Below are 17720 nucleotides of genomic sequence, written 5' to 3' on the forward strand. Positions count from 1 at the left end.
GCCCCCAGACCACCTGCCCGTCCCCGACCGGCGTGCCCGCGAGCACCCGCAGCGCACCGCCCGCGCAGACGTCGGCGCCGTCCTGCGCGCGTGCGAGCCCCAGCGCCTGCGCGAGCCGGGCCGGCCCCCGCGCGAGGTCGACGTCGCGCCGGGCGGCCACCCGCCGGGAGCGGGCGAGGGCGAGGCCGTCGACGACCTCGCCGGCGCGCAGGAGCACGGCGCTCGCGCTGCCCTCCTCGCCGCACACCAGGTTGGTGCACCAGTGCATGCCGTAGCTGAAGTAGACGTAGGCGTGCCCCGCCTCGCCGAACATCACCTCGGTGCGCGGCGTGCGACCGCGGAAGGCGTGCGAGCCCGGGTCGTCCTCCCCCGCGTACGCCTCCACCTCGCTCAGCCGCACCGCCACCACGCCCTCGGGCGTGCGGTGGACGACGACGCGCCCCAGCAGGTCCCGCGCCACGTCGAGGACCGGGCGCGCGAAGAAGCTGCGGGGCAGCGCGTCCCCCGCGCCCGTCAGCGCCCCGTCCACGCCCGGTGCCCGGCGACCGCGGCGCGGGCCGCCTCGAGCTGCTCCGCGACGCGGACGGGCGCGGTGCCCCCCGCTCCGTCGCGCGAGGCGAGCGAGCCCTCGAGGCTCAGCACCTCCCGGACGGCGGGCGTCAGGTGCGGCGAGACGGCCGCGAGGTCGGCGTCGGTGAGGTCCCAGAGCTCGACGCTGCGCCCCTCGGCCGCGGTGCGCTCCTCGCAGCGCCGCACGCACGCCCCTGACACCACGTGCGCCGTGCGGAACGGGACCCCCTGGCGCACGAGCCACTCGGCGATGTCCGTGGCCAGCGCGAACCCCTGCGGGGCCAGCGCCGCCATCCGGTCGGTGTGGAACGTCAGCGTGCCGACCATGCCCGCGACCGCGGGCAGCAGGAGCTCGAGGGTGTCGACGGCGTCGAAGACGGGCTCCTTGTCCTCCTGCAGGTCGCGGTTGTACGCCAGCGGCAGCCCCTTGAGCGTCGCCAGCAGTCCGGTGAGGTCGCCGATGAGACGGCCCGCCTTGCCGCGGGAGAGCTCGGCCACGTCGGGGTTCTTCTTCTGCGGCATGATGCTCGACCCCGTCGACCAGGCGTCGTCGAGGGTGACGAAGGAGAACTCCTTGGTCGCCCAGGCGATGACCTCCTCGGAGATCCGCGAGAGGTCGACGCCGATCATCGCCGCGACGAAGGCGAACTCCGCGGCGACGTCCCGCGAGGCCGTGCCGTCGATCGAGTTCTCCACGCTCGCGTCGAAACCGAGCTCGGCGGCGACCGCCACCGGGTCGAGGCCCAGCGAGGACCCCGCCAGGGCCCCCGAGCCGTACGGGGAGACGGCCGCGCGCACGTCCCAGTCGCGCAGGCGTGCGACGTCGCGCAGCAGCGGCCAGGCGTGCGCCAGCAGGTGGTGGGCCAGCAGCACCGGCTGGGCGTGCTGCAGGTGCGTGCGGCCGGGCATCGCCGCGCCGGGGTGGGTCGCGGCCTGGTCCACGAGCGACTGCACGACGTCCAGCACCAGCGAGGCGACGACCCGCGCGTGCTCGCGCAGGAACATCCTCAGGAGCGTGGCGATCTGGTCGTTGCGCGAGCGCCCCGCCCGCAGCCGGCCGCCGACCTCGGCGCCGAGGCGCTCGACCAGCGCGCGCTCCAGCGCGGAGTGCACGTCCTCGTCGTCGGGCGCGGGCACGAAGGCCCCGGAGACGACGTCGGCGTCGAGCGCGTCGATGCCGTCGAGCAGGGCCTGCAGGAGGGGCTCGTCCAGGAGGCCCGCGCGGTGCAGGGCCCGGGCGTGGGCGCGGGAACCCGCGAGGTCGTGGCGGGCGAGGCGGAAGTCGAAGTGCGTGGACTTCGACAGGGCCGCCATCGCCTGCGCGGGGCCGCTCGCGAACCGGGCGCCCCAGAGGCCCTTCTCCGCCTGTCCGGGCGCGGGAGTCGGGTCGGCGGGTGCGGTCACGGGGGTGCTCCTCGGTGCGGTGGGACGGTCGGGCGGAGGGTGGTCAGCCGGTCGGGGCGGAGTCTGCCGTGCCGGGGGCCTCGCCGCGCCGGGCCAGGGCCAGGAAGCGGTCGGCGACGACGGCGCCGCCGTCGGGCTCGCGGCAGATGACGACGACGGTGTCGTCGCCCGCGATCGTCCCCAGCACGCTGGGCAGGACGGAGTGGTCCACGGCCGAGGCGAGGAACTGCGCGGCCCCGGGCGGGGTGCGGAGCACGACCAGGTTGGCCGATCCCTCCGCCGAGATCAGCAGCTCCTCGCACCAGCGGCTCAGCCGGGCGTCGAGGACCTCCTGGGAGGTGCTCGCCCTCGGCGTGCGGTCCCCGCCCTCGGCGGGCAGGGCGTAGACGAGACCGCCGGCGCCGTCGCGGACCTTGACGGCCCCGAGCTCCACGAGGTCGCGGGACAGGGTGGCCTGGGTGACCGCGACGCCCTCCGCGGCGAGGTGCGTCGCGAGCTCGGTCTGCGAGCGCACGGGGAAGCGGGCCAGCACGGCCGCGATCCGGTCGTGGCGGAACGCCTTCGTCCCCGTGCCGGCCGGCGACGGGGTTCCCGGCGGGGTCGCGTCCGTCACGGGCGCGCCGACCCTCCGGCCCGCGAGGCGGCCAGCAGCCACACGAGCAGCGCCTTCTGCGCGTGCAGCCGGTTCTCCGCCTCGTCCCACACCACCGACTGCGGCCCGTCGAGGACCTCGGCCGCGATCTCCTTGCCGCGGTAGGCGGGCAGGCAGTGCAGGACGATCGCCGCGGGGTCCGCGAGCGCCAGCAGCCGGCTCGTGACGCTGTAGGGCGCGAAGCGCGCGGAGGGGTCCTCGAGGTCCTCCTGGCCCATGCTCACCCAGGTGTCGGTGGCGACGACGTCGGCGCCCGCGACCGCGGTCTCCGGGTCCTGGGTCACCGTGACCGACCCCCCGGTCGCCGCGGCGACGGCCGCGGCCCGCTCGAGGACGGCGGGCGACGGCAGGTCGCTCGCGGGCGTGGCGATGCGGACGTGCAGGCCCGCGGTCGCGCCGCCGAGGGCGTAGGAGTGGGCCATGTTGTTCGCGCCGTCGCCGAGGTAGGCGAGCGTGAGCCCGGGCAGGGCGCCCTTGTGCTCCGCCACGGTCTGCAGGTCGGCGAGGACCTGGCACGGGTGGAACTCGTCGGTGAGCGCGTTGACCACGGGGACCGAGGAGACCGCGGCCATCTCCTCCAGGCGCGCCTGCTCGAACGTGCGCCAGACGATCGCCGCGACCTGCCGCTCCAGCACGCGGGCCGTGTCGGCGACGGGTTCGCCGCGGCCGAGCTGCGAGGACCCCGCGTCGATGACGAGCGGTGCCCCGCCGAGGTCGGCCACGCCCACGCTGAAGGACACCCGGGTACGCGTCGAGGGCTTGTCGAAGAGCAGCGCGACCGTCTCCGGGCCCGCGAGCGGGCGCTGGGAGAACCGGTCCGCCTTCAGCTGCGCGGCCAGCGCGAGGACCTCGGCCTGCTCCGACGGGCTGAGGCTGTCGTCGGCCGTGAAGTGGCGCACGCCCGTGCCCCGTCCGCCGGCGGACGTCGAGGGGCTGGTCATGTCGGGTCTCCCGGGGTGGTCGCGGCGTCGAGGACGCCGGGCAGGGCGCGGACGAAGGAGTCGGCCTGCGCGGGCGTGAGGACGAGGGGCGGCGCGAGGCGGATCGTGTCCGGGCGCACTGCGTTGACGATGAACCCCTGCTCGAGGGCGGCGGCCACCACGGCGGGCCCGACGGGGGCGGTGAGCTCGATGCCGAGCAGGAGGCCCTCGCCGCGCACGCCGACCACCAGCGGGTGCCCGAGTCCGGTGATGCCGTCGCGCAGCCGGGCGCCCACCGCCCGGACGTTGGCCAGGACGTCGTCGCGCTCGATGGCGTGCAGGGTCGCGAGCGCCGCCGCGGAGGCGACGGGGTTCCCGCCGAACGTCGTGCCGTGCTGACCGGCGCCGAGCAGCGCGGCGTTGTGCTCGCCGAAGGCGACCGTCGCGCCGATGGGGATGCCGCCACCCAGGCCCTTGGCCGTCGTCACGACGTCGGGGACCACGTCGCCGTGGCCGGGCAGCTGGTGGGCGAACCACGCTCCCGTGCGGCCGATCCCGGACTGCACCTCGTCCAGGACCAGCAGGGCGCCGTGCTCGCGCGTGATGCGCCGAGCGGCCTCCAGGTACCCGGGCGGCGCCGGGCGCACGCCGCCCTCGCCCTGCACGGGTTCCAGGAACACCGCGGCGGTGGCGCCGTCGACCGCGCGGCCGAGCGCCCCGACGTCGCCGAAGGGGACGTGCTCGACCCCACCCGGCAGCGGTTCGAACGGGGCGCGGTACTGCGGCTTGTGGGTCAGGGCCAGGGCGCCCATCGTCCGGCCGTGGAAGCCGTCGACCGCCGCGACGACCTTCGGGCGGCCGGTGCGGCGCGCCATCTTGAACGCCGCCTCGTTCGCCTCGGCGCCCGAGTTGCAGAAGAACACCCGCGACCCCGCCGGCGCGCGGCTCACCGCGAGCAGCTGCTCGGCGAGCGCGATCTGCGGGGCCGTGGCGAAGAAGTTCGACACGTGCCCGAGCGTCGTCAGCTGCGCCGTCACGGCCGCGACGAGGAGCGGGTGCGCGTGCCCGACGGCGTTCGTCGCGATGCCCGCGAGCAGGTCGAGGTAGCGGCGGCCGTCGGCGTCCCACACGTAGCAGCCCTCACCGCGGACCAGGACCCGCTGCGGCACACCGTAGGTGCCCATGACCGAGGAGGTGTGGCGCTGCAGCCACGCCTGCCCGCTGCCCTCGGTGACCGGCAGCGCCTCCGCGGCGCCCCGCACGTCCAGTTCCCCCACCACGGGGCCCTCCCTCTGCTCCGCCGCGGGAGCTGCTCCCGCGGTCACGGCACGACCATCGTGCCGACGCCGGAGGACGTGAAGACCTCCAGCAGCACCGAGTGCGCGAGGCGGCCGTCGATGACCGTGGCGCGCGGGACCCCGCCGCGCACGGCCCGCAGGCACGCCTCCATCTTCGGCACCATCCCCGACTCCAGCCGCGGCAGCAGCTCCTCCAGCGCCGACGCCCCGATCTCGCGCACCAGCGAGGAGGTGTCGGGCCAGTCGGCGTACAGGCCCGCGACGTCGGTCATCACGACGAACTTCTGCGCGCCCAGCGCCACGGCGATCGCCGACGCCGCGGTGTCGGCGTTGACGTTGAGGACCTGGCCGTCCACGGGCACGCCGTCGGCGTCCACCTCGGGGGCGATGGTGGAGATGACCGGGATCCGGCCCGCGTCGAGCAGGTCGTTCACGGCGGCCGGGTCGACCGAGACGACGTCGCCGACGAGGCCGACGTCGACCTCCTCGCCGTCCACGACCGCGGGACGGCGGCGCGCGCGCAGCAGCCCCGCGTCCTCGCCCGAGAGACCCACCGCGAGCGGCCCGTGCGCGTTGAGCAGGCCGACGAGCTCGCGGCCGACCTGCCCCGTGAGGACCATCCGGACGACGTCCATGGCCTCGGGCGTCGTGACGCGCAGGCCGCCGCGGAACTCGCTGGCGATGCCGAGGCGGGCGAGCATCGCGGAGATCTGCGGGCCGCCGCCGTGCACCACCACGGGCCGCAGCCCGGCCGTGCGCAGGAACACGACGTCCTCGGCGAAGGCGCGCTTGAGGTCGTCGTCGACCATGGCGTTGCCGCCGTACTTGAGGACGACGAGCGCGCCGTGCCAGCGCTGCAGCCACGGCAGCGCCTCGACGAGGACGGTGGCCTTGTCGGCGGCGTCCAGGTCGTCCACCCCGGTGGTGCTCACGTCGAGTACGCGCTGTTCTCGTGGACGTAGGCGTGGGTCAGGTCGTTCGTCCACACCGTCGCCTCCTGCGTCCCCGCGTGCAGGTCGATGAGCACGCGCACCTCCCGCGGGGCGAGGTCCACCGCCGCGGGGTCGGCGCCCGGGGCCCCGCCCACGCAGACCGGGACGCCGTTCAGCGTCACGTCGAGCTCCTGCGGGTCGAAGGCCGCGCTCGTCGTGCCGACGGCGGCCAGCACGCGGCCCCAGTTCGGGTCCCGGCCGAACACCGCGGCCTTGAAGAGGTTGTTGCGCGCCACCGAGCGGCCGACCTCGACCGCGTCGGCCTCGCTGGCCGCGCCGACGACCTCGACGGCGATGTCGTGCTCGGCGCCCTCGGCGTCGGCCACCAGCATCCGGGCGAGCTGCGCGCACACCTCGTGGACCGCGGCGTCCAGCTCGGCGGCCGGCGGGGTCACGCCCGAGGCGCCGCTGGCCAGCAGGACCACGGTGTCGTTGGTGGACGTGCAGCCGTCGGAGTCGACGCGGTCGAACGTCGTGCGCGTCGCGGCCCGCAGCGCCCGGTCCAGGTCGGCGGGTTCCGCGACCGCGTCGGTCGTCACGACGACGAGCATCGTCGCGAGGCCCGGCGCCAGCATCCCGGCGCCCTTGGCCATCCCCCCGACCGTGAAGCCCGTCTTCCGGGCCACGGCCTGCTTGGGGACGGTGTCGGTGGTCATGATGGCCGTCGCCGCGACCGACCCGCCCTCGGCGTCGAGCTGCGCGTGCGCCGCCCGGACCCCCGCCAGCAACCGCTCGCGCGAGAACTGCACGCCGATCAGCCCCGTCGAGCAGACGACGACGTCGCCTGCGCCGCAACCGGTCAGCTCACCGACGAGCTCCGCGGTGGCGTGGGTGGTCTGGAACCCCTCGGGGCCGGTGAAGCAGTTCGCGCCGCCGGAGTTCAGGACGACCGCACCGACGTGGCCGTCGGCGCTCGCGCGCTCGCTCCACAGGACGGGGTGGGCCTTGCAGCGGTTGGACGTGTAGACGGCCGCGGCGGCGTCCAGGGGGCCGTCGTTGACGACGAGCGCGACGTCCGGCTTCCCGCTGGGCTTGAGGCCCGCGGTGACACCGGCGGCGCGGAAGCCCGCGGGGGCGGTGACGCTCACGGCGCGACCCCCGCCGCGCTCAGCCCCTCGGCCTCGGGCAGGCCCAGCGCCAGGTTCACGCTCTGCAGCGCACCGCCCGCAGTGCCCTTGACGAGGTTGTCGATCGCGGCGACGACCACGACGCGGCCCGCGTGCGGGTCGACGGCCACCTGCAGCACGACGGCGTTGGAACCCGCCACCGCCGCCGTCGTGGGCCAGCGGCCCTCCGGCAGGACGTGCACGAACTCCTCGCCCGCGTAGGCCTTCTCCCACGCGGAGCGGACGTCGGCCGCGGCCGTGCCCGGCGTCAGCCGGGCGGTGCAGGTGGCGAGGATGCCCCGCGGCATCGGCGCCAGCGTCGGGGTGAACGAGACGCTCACCGACGCGGCGCCCGCGACGGCGAGGTTCTGCTCGATCTCGGGGGTGTGCCGGTGGCCGCCGCCCACGCCGTAGGGGCTCATCGAGCCCATGACCTCCGAGCCCAGCAGGTGCGGCTTGAGGCTCTTGCCGGCGCCCGAGGTGCCGGAGGCGGCCACGACCACGACGTCCTCGGCGCTCACGACGCCCGCCGCGACACCGGGGGCGAGCGCGAGGCTCACGGCCGTCGGGTAGCAGCCGGGGACCGCGATGCGCCGGACGCCCGCGAGGCGGCTGCGCTGGCGTCCGCCGTCGGCCAGGGCGAGCTCGGGGAGGCCGTAGGGCCACGACCCGGCGTGCGGGCTGCCGTAGAACGTCTCCCACGCCGCGGGGTCGGTCAGCCGGTGGTCGGCGCCCAGGTCGACGACGAGGACGTCGTCGCCCAGCTGGGCCGCGAGCCCGGCCGAGGCGCCGTGCGGCAGGGCCAGGAACACGACGTCGTGGCCCGCGAGCACCTCCGGCGTGGTGGGCTGCAGCACGCGGTCGGCCAGCGGCAGCAGGTGCGGCTGCAGCTCCCCCAGCGGCGACCCCGCGTTGGAGGCGCCCGTGAGGGCGCCGATCTCGAACGCGGGGTGCTGCAGCAGGAGCCGCAGGAGCTCACCACCCGCGTACCCGCTCGCGCCCGCCACCGCGGCCGTGGACCGCGCTCCCGTCGTCATGTGCATGACCATACACTGCAGAGCGTGGTCATGCAGAGCCGCGAGAGGCCGCTGCTGCCTCAGCCCAGCGGGTCGTCGCCGCCGTACCGGACGACGTCGAGGCGGCGGGCCCGGGCCGGCAGACCGGCCGCCGCGAGCGCCCGCAGGGACGCCGGGGTGTCCACGCCGGCGCGCACGTAGCGGCCCGAGAAGGCGTCGAGCTCACCGCGGGCGACGGCGAGGACGAGCGCCACGACGTCCGCCGGGTCGGTCCACGCGGTGCGGCCCTCGTGCGAGGCCATCGACAGGGTCATGTCGGTGCGCACGACCCCCGGCGAGACCTCGAACGCCAGGACGCCGTGCGGGGCGCCCGCGACGGCGAGCGTGCCGCCCAGGCGGAACAGCGCCGCCTTGCTCGCGCCGTAGGCCGCGTTGACGCCCGAGTCGCGGTGCGCCGCGCCCGAGCTGAGGTCCACGACGCGGCCGCCGCCGCGCGCGACCATCCCGGGCACCGCCGCGCGCACGAGCGAGAAGGCGCCCACGACGTTGAGCTCCAGGACGGCGCGGACCTCGTCGAGGTCGGCCTCCCACGGGGCGACCTCCTGCGCCTCGATGCGCCCGGCGCAGTTGACCAGCAGGTCGATGCCGCCGAGCTCGGCCGCGAGCGCCCGCACCCCGGCGTGCGTGGCGGCGTCGTCGGTGACGTCCAGCGCCGTGGCGACCGCCCGGCCCCCGCGGTCGGTGACGTCGTCGACGAGCTCGTCCAGCGCCAGGGCGTCGCGCGCCACGGCCCCCACGGCGAGGCCCGCGTCGGCGAGCCCGAGCACCAGGGCCCGGCCGATGCCCCGCGAGGCCCCGGTGACCAGCGCGGTGCGGGCGGGAGCGGGGACGGGCCCCGCGGTGGAGCCGGACCCCGTGGGCTCAGGCACGCTGCACCGCCCCGGTGCGCCGGGCGGCCTCGTCGACCGCGGCCGAGCGGGCGGCGCTCGCCTCCTCGGCGGTCAGCGTCCGCTCGCCCGAGCGGAAGCGCAGGCCGTAGGCGAGGGACTTGCGGCCCTCGCCGACCTGCTCGCCCGTGTAGACGTCGAAGAGCCGGACGTCCTCGAGCAGCTCCCCCGCCCCCGCGCGCAGCGCCGCCTCGACGTCGCCCGCCGGGACGGCCGCGTCGACGACCAGGGCGACGTCCTGGGTCGCGGCGGGGAAACCCGAGAGGTCCCCCACCTGCACCGAGGCGCCGACCTGCGCGAGCAGGACGTCGAGGTCCAGCTCGAACGCCGCGGCGCGGGACGGGATCTCCGCGGCCGCGAGGACGCTCGGGTGCAGCTCCCCCGCGTAGCCGAGCGCGTGGCCCTGCTCCGTGACCAGGCGGGCGCACCGGCCCGGGTGCCAGGGGGCGTGGTCGGCCGCCTCGACGTGGACGCGCACGCCGGTGGCCGCGGCCGCGGTGCGGGCGGCCTCGACGGCGTCGGCCCAGAGGACCGGCTCGCCCGTGCGGGCGAAGCCGTCCGCGCTCGCCCCGGGCCCGCGGCGGGTGCCGGTGAGGATCCCCGCGACGTGCAGCGGCTGCGGGGGCACGGCGGCCAGCAGGGCCTCCAGCTCCTCGGGCGAGGGCCGCTGGTCGGTGCCGAGGACCGCGGCCCGGGGCGCGCCGGCCAGGGGGTGGGTGACCGAGCCGATCTCGACGAGCGCGAGGTCGCGCAGCCCGCGGCTCACGTTGCGGCGCACCACCTCCACGAGAGAGTCGAGGATGCTCGTGCGCATCAGCGGCTGCTGCTCGGACAGCGGGTTGGCCAGGCGCACGGCCCGCCGGCGAGGGTCGTCGGCCGGGATCCGCTGGACGTCGTGCACGGAGGCGGCGACGAAGGGGTAGGAGAGCACCTCGACGAAGCCGTCGTCGGCGAGCGCGCGGGCCAACGAGCGGCGCGCCCGCTGCTGCGGCGTGAGGCCGCGGCCCGCGGGAGCGGTGGGCAGCACCGAGGGAATCGTGTCGTAGCCCGCGAGACGGGCCACCTCCTCGACGAGGTCCACGGGCTGGGCCAGGTCGGGCCGCCAGGACGGCGGGAGGACGGTGAGGTCGTCGCCGTCTCGGGTGACGGCGCAGCCGATCTCCGTCAGCGCCCCGACGACCTCGGCGTCGGAGAAGGGCCGTCCGACGATGCGCTCCGGGAAGCCGAGCGGCAGGGGCAGCGCCGTCGGCGGCGCAGGTGTGCCGACGTCGGTCGCGGCCGGGTCGGCCACCCCGCCGCCCACCTCGACGAGCATCCGCACCGCGAGCTCGGCGGCCGCGGCGCAGACCTGCGGGTCGGTGCCGCGCTCGAACCGCCTGGACGCCTCCGACGGCAGCCGGTGGCGGCGGGCCGTGCGGGCGATGCTCACGGCCGCGAAGTGCGCGGCCTCGAGCAGGACGTCGGTCGTGGTGCCGGCGCGGACCTCGGTGGCCTGCCCGCCCATGGCGCCCGCGAGCCCGACGACGCGCGAGGACGCCGGGGCGCCCGCGGCCTCGTCGGTGATGACGAGGTCCTCGGGGTGCAGCGTGCGCACGGTGCCGTCGAGCGTCGTCAGGGTCTCGCCGCGGCGCGCGCGGCGGACGACGAGCTCGTCCTGCAGGGTCGAGAGGTCGTAGGCGTGCAGCGGCTGCCCGGTGGCGAGCATGACGTAGTTCGTGACGTCGACGACGAGGGAGACCGGGCGCATCCCCGCCTGCCGCAACCGGTCCGCGACGTGGCGCGGGGTCGCGGCCGCGGGGTCGATCCCCCGCACCACGCGGGCGACGAAGCGGTCGCAGCCGGCGGCGCCGCGCAAGGGGGCGTCGTCGGCCAGGCGCACGGGGAACCCCGGGCCCGCGGCCACGGGCACGTCCACGGCCGCCGGGTCGCGCACGACGTCGGCCACCGGGCGGCGCGTGCCGTGCGCGTACTCGCGCGCCAGGCCGCGGACGCTGAAGCAGTAGCCCCGGTCGGGCGTGACGTTGACCTCGACGGTCTCCTCGTCCAGGCCGAGCAGCGCGGTGGCGTCCTGGCCCGGCGTCACCCGCGTGCCCGGCAGGAACTCCCCGAGCACGACGATGCCCTCGCCGTCGGCGCCCAGGCCGAGCTCCTTCGCGGAGCAGATCATCCCGTCCGAGACGTGGCCGTAGGTCTTGCGGGCGGCGATCGCGAAACCGCCCGGCAGGACCGCGCCGGGCAGCGCGACGACGACCTCGTCGCCGGCGGCGAAGTTGTGCGCGCCGCAGACGATCCCGCGCGGACCCCCGGCGTCGGCGTGCGCCGGGCCCACGTCGACGTGGCACCAGTTGATGGTCTTGCCGTTCTTCTGCGGCTCGGCCACCAGGTCCAGGACGCGGCCGACGACGACGGGCCCGGTGAGGTCGGCGCGGTGCACGCCCTCCTCCTCCAGCCCGACGCGGACGAGGGCCGCGGCGACGTCGAGGCCGGTGGTGCCCGGCAGGAGGTCGACGTGCTCGGCGAGCCAGCGCAGCGGGACGCGCATCAGAGACCGACCTCCGTCGTCGTGGGGGTGGCGGCGGCCGCGGGCGCGACCTCGGCCACGGTGGAGGCCGAGAGGTCCTCCACGCCGAACGCCCTCGAGAACCTCACGTCGCCCTCCACCATGTCGCGCATGTCCGTGACCCCGTTGCGGAACATCAGGGTCCGCTCGATTCCCATGCCGAAGGCGAAACCCGTGTAGCGGTCGGGGTCGATCCCGCACGCGCGCAGCACGTTCGGGTTGACCATGCCGCAGCCGCCCCACTCGATCCAGCCTCGCTCGGCGTCGCGGCCCAGGGAGAACCGCAGGTCCAGCTCGGCGCTGGGCTCGGTGAAGGGGAAGAACGCGGGACGCCAGCGCGTCTCGACCGACGTGCCGAACATGGCGCGCGCGAAGTGGTCCAGGGTGCCCTTCAGGTGCGCCATCGTCAGGCCCTCGTCGATCGCGATGCCCTCGAGCTGGTGGAACACGGGCGTGTGCGTGGCGTCGAGCTCGTCGGTGCGGAACACCTTGCCGGGGCAGACCACGTACAGGGGCACGCCGCGGGTCAGCAGCGACCGCGCCTGCACCGGGGAGGTGTGCGTGCGCAGCACGAGACCCGAGTCGGCTCCGCCGTCGGCGTCGGCCACGAAGAACGTGTCCTGCATCTGCCGCGCCGGGTGGTCGACGTCGAAGTTCAGGGCGTCGAAGTTGAACCACTCGGCCTCGACCTCGGGGCCCTCGGCGACCTCCCAGCCCATGGCCGTGAAGACGTCGGCGACGCGCTCGACGAGCAGCGGCAGGGGGTGCCGGGCGCCGCGCTCGGCCCGGCGGGCGGGCAGCGTGACGTCGACGACCTCCTCGCGCAGCACGCGCTCCTCGTGCTCGGCCTCCAGCACGGTCTGCCGCTGCGCGACGGCCCCGGCCAGGCGCCCGCGCGCGGACCCGACGAGCTTGCCCGCCGCGGCCTTCGCCGGGCCGGGCAGCGAGCCGATGGCCCGGTTGGCCAGCGCGAGCGGGCTGCGGTCGCCGGCGTGCGCGAGCCGGGCCGCCTTCAGCTCCTCGAGGTCACCCGCCGCGGCGACCGCGGCGAGCGCGGCGTCGAGGGCGGCCTGCACCGCGGCCGGGGCGACGAGGTCGGCGTCGCTCCCACCGGGGGCGCTGCCGGGGGCGTCGGGGTCAGCAGACATCGGGATGGTTCCTCACCGCGGTCGATCCGTGGGGCCGGGCCCGGGCGGGCCCGGCGCCGATCCTCCCAGACGCCGTGCGGGCGCCTCGACCGAGTTCAGCCCGCGTCGGGCTCGCCGGCCGGCAGCCGGACCCGGAAGCGCGCCCCGCCGGCGGGCGAGCGGGCGACGTCGATGCTCCCGCCGTGCGCCTCGAGCAGCCCGCGCACGACGTAGAGGCCGAGGCCGGTGCCGCTGCGCTGACCGCCGTGCCAGAACTTCGAGAAGACGTAGGGCCGGTTCTCCTCGGCGATGCCCTCGCCCGCGTCGTCGACGGTGAGGACGACCTCGCCCGGCCCGCCGGCGCCCGGCTCGTACCGGATGTCCAGGGACACCGTCCCCGCGCCGTGGCGGACCGCGTTCTCGACGAGGTTCGTCACCACCTGCGCCATCCGGTCTGGGTCCGCCCACAGCTCGGGCAGCCCGCCGGCGACGACGAGGTCGAAGCGGTCGTCGTCGTAGCCCGCGAGCACCAGGCGCTCGACGTGCTCGCGCACGAGCGTCGCGAGGTCCAGGGGGCGCCGGTGCACCTGCAGACGGCCGGCGTCGACGCGCGAGACGTCCAGCAGGTCCCCGACCAGCCTCGTGACGCGGTCGGCGTCGGCCTCGACCGTGGACAGCATCAGCCGCTTCTGCGCGTCGCTGAACTTGTCCCAGCGCCGCAGCAGGGTGGCCGTGAACTGCTTGACCGACGTCAGCGGCGAGCGGAGCTCGTGGGCGACGGTGGCGATGAGGCTCGCCGCGTCCGACTCCGCGCGCTGCCGCTCCTCGGTGCCGCGCAGCTGCACGACCACCCGCTCCACGCCCCCGCCCGGGCGCAGGACGAAGCGCGCCGTGACCAGGAGCTCCGACCCGCCGGGCAGCAGCAGCATCCGCTCGGGGTGGCCGTCGACCACGCCGGGCGACCGCGCGGGTGCGAACGGGACCGGCTCGGCGGCGTCCCACCAACGGCGCCCCGAGGTGTCCTGCAGGGGCAGGGCGCGGCGCACGTCGGTGCCCTCGAGGTCGGCGCGGGACCGGCCCAGCAGCTGCTCGGCGGCCGCGTTGACGCCCGTGATGCGGCCGTCGGCGTCGACGACCACGACGCCGTCGGGGAGGTCGTCCAGCGCGACGCGGGGCGGGTCCGGCGGCGGGCCCGCCGCGACACCGGGCGCGGGGCCGGGGGACGCCGCGACCGCGGCGTCGCTGTCCCCCCGGACCTCGCACATGGTCGGAGGCTAGGCCATGCGCCCGCCGGTGGCCCCCGACGAGGACGGCGCGGCGCGCGGCGGCGGGCCCGGGTCCGTGGACGGCCCCGCTGCGGCAGGGCCGTCGGCCGGCGGGGCGAGCCGCCGGTCAGGCGCGACCGCGGCGCTGCGCCCGCGCGCTCGCGTACAGGCAGACGACCGCGGCCGTGGCCAGGTTGAGGCTCTCGGCGCGGCCGTGCAGGGGGACGCGCACGACGGCGTCGGCGCCCGCGCGGGCGGCCTCGTCCAGCCCCGCGGCCTCGTTGCCGAACACCCAGGCGGTGGGGGCGCGCAGGTCCGGCACGCCGGCCGGCAGCACCCCGGCGGCCGCCGCGTCGGCGAGGTCGTCGAGGTCGAGGGGGGCGGTGCCGTCGGCGGCGAGGACCGCGCTGCCCGTGGCCCGCAGCGCCGCGACCACCGCGGCGAGGGGTTCACCCACGACGACCGGGAGGTGGAAGAGGCTGCCCGCGGTGGAGCGGACGCACTTGGGGTTGAACGGGTCGACGCTGCCCGCGGTCAGGACGACGGCGTCGGCGCCCGCGGCGTCCGCCGCGCGCAGCACCGTCCCCGCGTTGCCCGGGTCCGCCACGTGGTCGAGGACCGCGACCAGCCGGGGGGCGCTCGCGGCGACGTCGGCCAGCGTCGCGGTCCGGACCGGGCACACCGCGAGCAGGCCCTGCGGGGTCACGGTGTCGGTCATGGCGGCCAGCACGTCGTCGGCCACGGTGGTCACGCGCGCTCCGCTGCCGTGCGCCGCCAGCAGCAGGTCGGCGTGGCGCCCGGCCGCGTCGTCGGTCGTGTAGAGGTCCAGCACGACGGCCGGCCGGCCGGCGGCGACGGCGGCGACGTGCGCCGCGACGGCCTCGCGCACCGGCTGCGGGCCCTCCGCGACGAATCGGCCGCTGCGCTGACGCGCCGAACGCCCGGACAGCGCCCGCACGGACCGGACCCGCTCGGCGCGGGGGTTGGTCAGCACGGGCGTGTCCGGGCGTCCGGTGGCGCGGGCGCGCTCAGGCTGCGGTGCCCTCGGCGGCGGCCGGGGTCTGCGCCGGGAGGGCGGCCTTGGACAGCGCGACCAGGGCCGCGAACGCCGGGGCGTCGGAGACGGCCAGCTCGGCGAGCATGCGGCGGTCGACCTCGATCTCCGCGGCCTTCAGGCCCTGGATGAACCGGTTGTAGGTCATGCCCTCGGCCCGGGCCGCGGCGTTGATGCGCTGGATCCACAGGCGGCGGAAGTCGCCCTTGCGCGCCTTGCGGTCGCGGTAGGCGTAGACGAGGGAGTGGGTGACCTGCTCCTTCGCCTTGCGGTACAGCCGCGAGCGCTGGCCGCGGTAGCCGCTGGCCTGCTCGAGGACGACGCGACGCTTCTTGTGGGCGTTGACTGCGCGCTTCACGCGTGCCACGGGGGTGCTCCTTGCTGTCGGTGCGCGGACTCTTCGGTCAGCGAGCCGCCACTGGGGACGGCCGCGAGGTCCGCGGGGAGGGAGGTCGAGCGGGAGGTGCCGGCGCCGGGGAGGCGGTCAGCGGCCGAGGAGCTTCTTGATCTTCTTGACGTCCGCGGGGTCCACCACGGCGTCCATCGAGAGGCGACGGGTGCGCGTGGAGGACTTGACCTCCAGCAGGTGGCGCTTGTTCGCACGCTCACGCATGACCTTGCCGGAGCCGGTCACGCGGAAGCGCTTCTTGGCCCCGGAGTGGGTCTTGTTCTTGGGCACGGCTTGTCTCCTGCTCTCTGTGCTGGGTCTGGCGGGCTGGTGCCCGCAGCGCCCGGGGGGACCCGGGCGCCGGCGGGCGCCGGGCGTCAGGACGCGGTGGTGCTGGCGGCCGTCTCGTCGGTGGCGGGAGCCTCGGTGGGCACCTCGGCCGGGGCGGCGGGGGCGGTGCCCGGAGCGGCGGCCTCGGCGGCCTCCGTGTCCTTGCGGCGACGCTCCTCGGCCTTGGCCTCGGCCTTCTTCTTGTGCGGCCCGATGACCATCACCATGTTGCGGCCGTCCTGGCGCGGCGAGCTCTCGACGCTGCCCAGGTCGGAGACGTCCTCCGCGAGGCGCTGCAGCAGCCGGAAGCCCATCTCGGGCCGGGACTGCTCGCGACCGCGGAACATGATCATCACCTTGACCTTGTCCCCCGCCGAGAGGAACCGGACGACGTGCCCCTTCTTGGTGGCGTAGTCGTGCGGGTCGATCTTCAGGCGGAAGCGGATCTCCTTGAGGATCGTGTTCGACTGGTTCTTGCGGGCTTCGCGGGCCTTCATGTCGGCTTCGTACTTGTACTTGCCGAAGTCCATCAGCTTGCAGACCGGGGGCCGTGCCGTGGGGGCGACCTCGACCAGGTCGAGGCCTGCCTCGTCCGCCAGCCGCAGCGCGTCCTCGACGCGCACGATCCCGACCTGTTCACCGTTGGGGCCGACGAGCCGCACCTCGGGAACACGGATGCGGTCGTTGATGCGGGGCTCGCTGATGTGCTGCTCCTTCTGACGTCGTCGGGGCCGCCGGACACGGAGAAGGCCCCCGCGCGCGGACGCGCACGGAGGCCTGCCTGATCCGGCGGTGCCGACGACGGCAACGCCTGACTCCCCCGCGGACGGGAGAGGGACCGGGACCCGTGGTGCTCGCGCACCGAGGGTGGGAGGTAGGCCTCCGCTTCACGCTCCGGCCCCACGAGCCGCCGCGTCCGCGTCGTCCGCGGACCGGTGGCGTGAGCCGGTCGGTCACCTGGAAGGGTAGCAGCATGCCGTCCGACCCCACGTCACCGTCCGCCCCCGGACCTGCACCCGCAGCGTCGCACGACCCCGTCGCGGAGCTGGTCGCCGACACCGCGGCCTCGGCCGCGCGGGACATCGCCGACGTCCCGGCCGCCGAGCTCATCACCACGGCCGCGGTGCACCTCATGAGCGCGGCCGCCGTGAAGTGCGGCCTCGCCGAGGGCCCCGACGCCGAGGACCACCTCGACCTCGCCGAGGCCCGCATCCTCATCACCGCCCTCGCCGGGCTCGTCACGGCGTCGGCCCCCGACGTCGGCGGGCAGCACGCCCGGTCGCTGCGCGACGGCCTGCGCTCGCTGCAGCTCGCCTTCCGCGAGGCCTCGGCCGTGCCCGACGACCCGGGCAAGGGGCCCGGGGAGCGGCTGACCGGCAGCGTCGTCTGAGCGACCCCTCGGACGCGGCGGCTCCCGCGAGGTGCTTGAATGCTGTAACAGATGAGGTCCGCCGCCGGGGTGGGCCGCAGCACCGGGAGGACCGCACGTGAGCGAGCACCGCAGCAAGGACCTGGGGCTCCTGGCCCTCCGCCTCGGCGTGGGCGGCACCCTCGTCGCCCACGGCGCGCAGAAGCTGTTCGGCGCCTTCGGCGGCGGGGGCATCGAGGGCACGGCCGGCGCCATGCACGCCATGGGCTTCCGGCCCGGCAAGCCGAACGCCGTCCTCGCCGGGCTGTCGGAGACCGGGGGCGGCGCCCTGCTCGCCGCCGGTCTCGCGACCCCCGTGGGCGGCGCGGCCGTGGCCGCCGCCATGGCCGCGGCGGTCTTCGTCCACCGCCCCAACGGCTTCTTCGCCATGTCGGGCGGCTACGAGTACCCCGCGGTGCTCGGCCTCACGGCCGCCTCGCTGGCCGTCTCGGGCCCGGGCTCATACTCCCTCGACGCGGCGCTGGGCCACCGGCTCACGCGTCCGTGGGTCGCGGCGGTCGCCCTCGTGGCCGCCGGCGTCGGCGCGGGCATCAGCATCAGCAAGCGCCAGTCGGCCGTCGCCGCGGAGGCCCAGGCCGCCTGAGCACCGCGACGTGCGTCGAGCCCGCCCCCGCCCGGGGCGGGCTCGACGCGCGTCCGGGTCCCGTCCGCGGGCCACCGCC

The 17720-nt window shown here is 76.4% G+C and carries 18 protein-coding genes; 2 read left to right on the forward strand and 16 right to left on the reverse strand.

Features of this window, described 5'->3' with window-relative positions:
• The 16 genes from GTR02_RS04365 to infC form a co-directional block, all read right to left on the reverse strand.
• The coding region (locus GTR02_RS04365; RefSeq protein WP_338073564.1) for a DNA-3-methyladenine glycosylase at nucleotides 1-529 on the reverse strand (529 nt) is incomplete at its 3' end.
• The gene (argH, locus tag GTR02_RS04370) at nucleotides 514-1974 is read right to left on the reverse strand and encodes an argininosuccinate lyase (protein ID WP_166606256.1); all 1461 of its coding nucleotides are present in this window, start codon (nucleotides 1972-1974) and stop codon (nucleotides 514-516) included. The genes argH and GTR02_RS04365, both read right to left, overlap by 16 nt.
• 43 nt (nucleotides 1975-2017) lie before the next feature.
• A complete protein-coding gene (locus GTR02_RS04375) occupies nucleotides 2018-2587 on the reverse strand; it encodes an arginine repressor (RefSeq protein WP_166606257.1) in 570 nt (189 codons plus the stop codon).
• Nucleotides 2584-3567 (reverse strand): ornithine carbamoyltransferase, encoded by a 984-nt coding sequence (argF, locus tag GTR02_RS04380; protein ID WP_166606258.1) that lies wholly within the window; start codon nucleotides 3565-3567, stop codon nucleotides 2584-2586. The genes GTR02_RS04375 and argF overlap by 4 nt, the downstream gene beginning before the upstream one ends.
• A complete protein-coding gene (locus GTR02_RS04385) occupies nucleotides 3564-4823 on the reverse strand; it encodes an acetylornithine transaminase (protein ID WP_420814692.1) in 1260 nt (419 codons plus the stop codon). The genes argF and GTR02_RS04385 overlap by 4 nt, the downstream gene beginning before the upstream one ends.
• A gap of 44 nt (nucleotides 4824-4867) precedes the next feature.
• Nucleotides 4868-5776: an acetylglutamate kinase gene (gene argB / locus GTR02_RS04390; RefSeq protein WP_338073567.1), complete on the reverse strand. Its 909-nt coding sequence runs from the start codon at nucleotides 5774-5776 to the stop codon at nucleotides 4868-4870.
• Nucleotides 5773-6924, reverse strand: a complete 1152-nt coding sequence (argJ, locus tag GTR02_RS04395) for a bifunctional glutamate N-acetyltransferase/amino-acid acetyltransferase ArgJ (protein ID WP_166606260.1) — start codon at nucleotides 6922-6924, stop codon at nucleotides 5773-5775. Before argJ ends, argB begins: the two co-directional genes overlap by 4 nt.
• Nucleotides 6921-7985 (reverse strand): N-acetyl-gamma-glutamyl-phosphate reductase, encoded by a 1065-nt coding sequence (argC, locus tag GTR02_RS04400; RefSeq protein ID WP_420814690.1) that lies wholly within the window; start codon nucleotides 7983-7985, stop codon nucleotides 6921-6923. The genes argJ and argC overlap by 4 nt, the downstream gene beginning before the upstream one ends.
• Before the next feature lie 53 nt (nucleotides 7986-8038).
• Nucleotides 8039-8887, reverse strand: a complete 849-nt coding sequence (locus GTR02_RS04405) for an SDR family NAD(P)-dependent oxidoreductase (RefSeq protein WP_166606262.1) — start codon at nucleotides 8885-8887, stop codon at nucleotides 8039-8041.
• A complete protein-coding gene (gene pheT / locus GTR02_RS04410) occupies nucleotides 8880-11447 on the reverse strand; it encodes a phenylalanine--tRNA ligase subunit beta (RefSeq protein WP_166606263.1) in 2568 nt (855 codons plus the stop codon). The genes GTR02_RS04405 and pheT overlap by 8 nt, the downstream gene beginning before the upstream one ends.
• Complete coding sequence (gene pheS, locus GTR02_RS04415) at nucleotides 11447-12613, reverse strand: phenylalanine--tRNA ligase subunit alpha (RefSeq protein WP_166606264.1); 1167 nt, start codon at nucleotides 12611-12613, stop codon at nucleotides 11447-11449. Before pheS ends, pheT begins: the two co-directional genes overlap by 1 nt.
• A gap of 95 nt (nucleotides 12614-12708) precedes the next feature.
• The gene (locus GTR02_RS04420; RefSeq protein ID WP_166606265.1) at nucleotides 12709-13857 is read right to left on the reverse strand and encodes a sensor histidine kinase; all 1149 of its coding nucleotides are present in this window, start codon (nucleotides 13855-13857) and stop codon (nucleotides 12709-12711) included.
• Nucleotides 13858-13984: 127 nt separating this feature from the next.
• On the reverse strand, nucleotides 13985-14848 hold the full coding sequence (locus GTR02_RS04425) for a TrmH family RNA methyltransferase (protein ID WP_166606284.1): 864 nt from the start codon (nucleotides 14846-14848) through the stop codon (nucleotides 13985-13987).
• Between the two features lie 37 nt (nucleotides 14849-14885).
• Nucleotides 14886-15278, reverse strand: a complete 393-nt coding sequence (gene rplT, locus GTR02_RS04430) for a 50S ribosomal protein L20 (protein WP_166606266.1) — start codon at nucleotides 15276-15278, stop codon at nucleotides 14886-14888.
• A 117-nt stretch (nucleotides 15279-15395) separates the two neighbouring features.
• On the reverse strand, nucleotides 15396-15590 hold the full coding sequence (gene rpmI, locus GTR02_RS04435) for a 50S ribosomal protein L35 (RefSeq protein WP_166606267.1): 195 nt from the start codon (nucleotides 15588-15590) through the stop codon (nucleotides 15396-15398).
• 86 nt (nucleotides 15591-15676) lie between these two features.
• Nucleotides 15677-16333, reverse strand: coding sequence for a translation initiation factor IF-3 (gene infC / locus GTR02_RS04440; protein ID WP_166606285.1), 657 nt, complete (start codon nucleotides 16331-16333; stop codon nucleotides 15677-15679).
• 269 nt (nucleotides 16334-16602) lie between these two features.
• Between infC and GTR02_RS04445 the strand changes: the two genes are divergently transcribed.
• The gene (locus GTR02_RS04445; protein WP_240895046.1) at nucleotides 16603-17019 is read left to right on the forward strand and encodes a DUF1844 domain-containing protein; all 417 of its coding nucleotides are present in this window, start codon (nucleotides 16603-16605) and stop codon (nucleotides 17017-17019) included.
• A 97-nt stretch (nucleotides 17020-17116) separates the two neighbouring features.
• Nucleotides 17117-17641: a DoxX family membrane protein gene (locus tag GTR02_RS04450; protein ID WP_166606268.1), complete on the forward strand. Its 525-nt coding sequence runs from the start codon at nucleotides 17117-17119 to the stop codon at nucleotides 17639-17641.
• The last annotated feature ends 79 nt before the right edge of the window (nucleotides 17642-17720 follow it).

Origin of the sequence: Kineococcus siccus (assembly GCF_009906795.1) — a bacterium.
Taxonomy (GTDB): domain Bacteria; phylum Actinomycetota; class Actinomycetes; order Actinomycetales; family Kineococcaceae; genus Kineococcus; species Kineococcus siccus.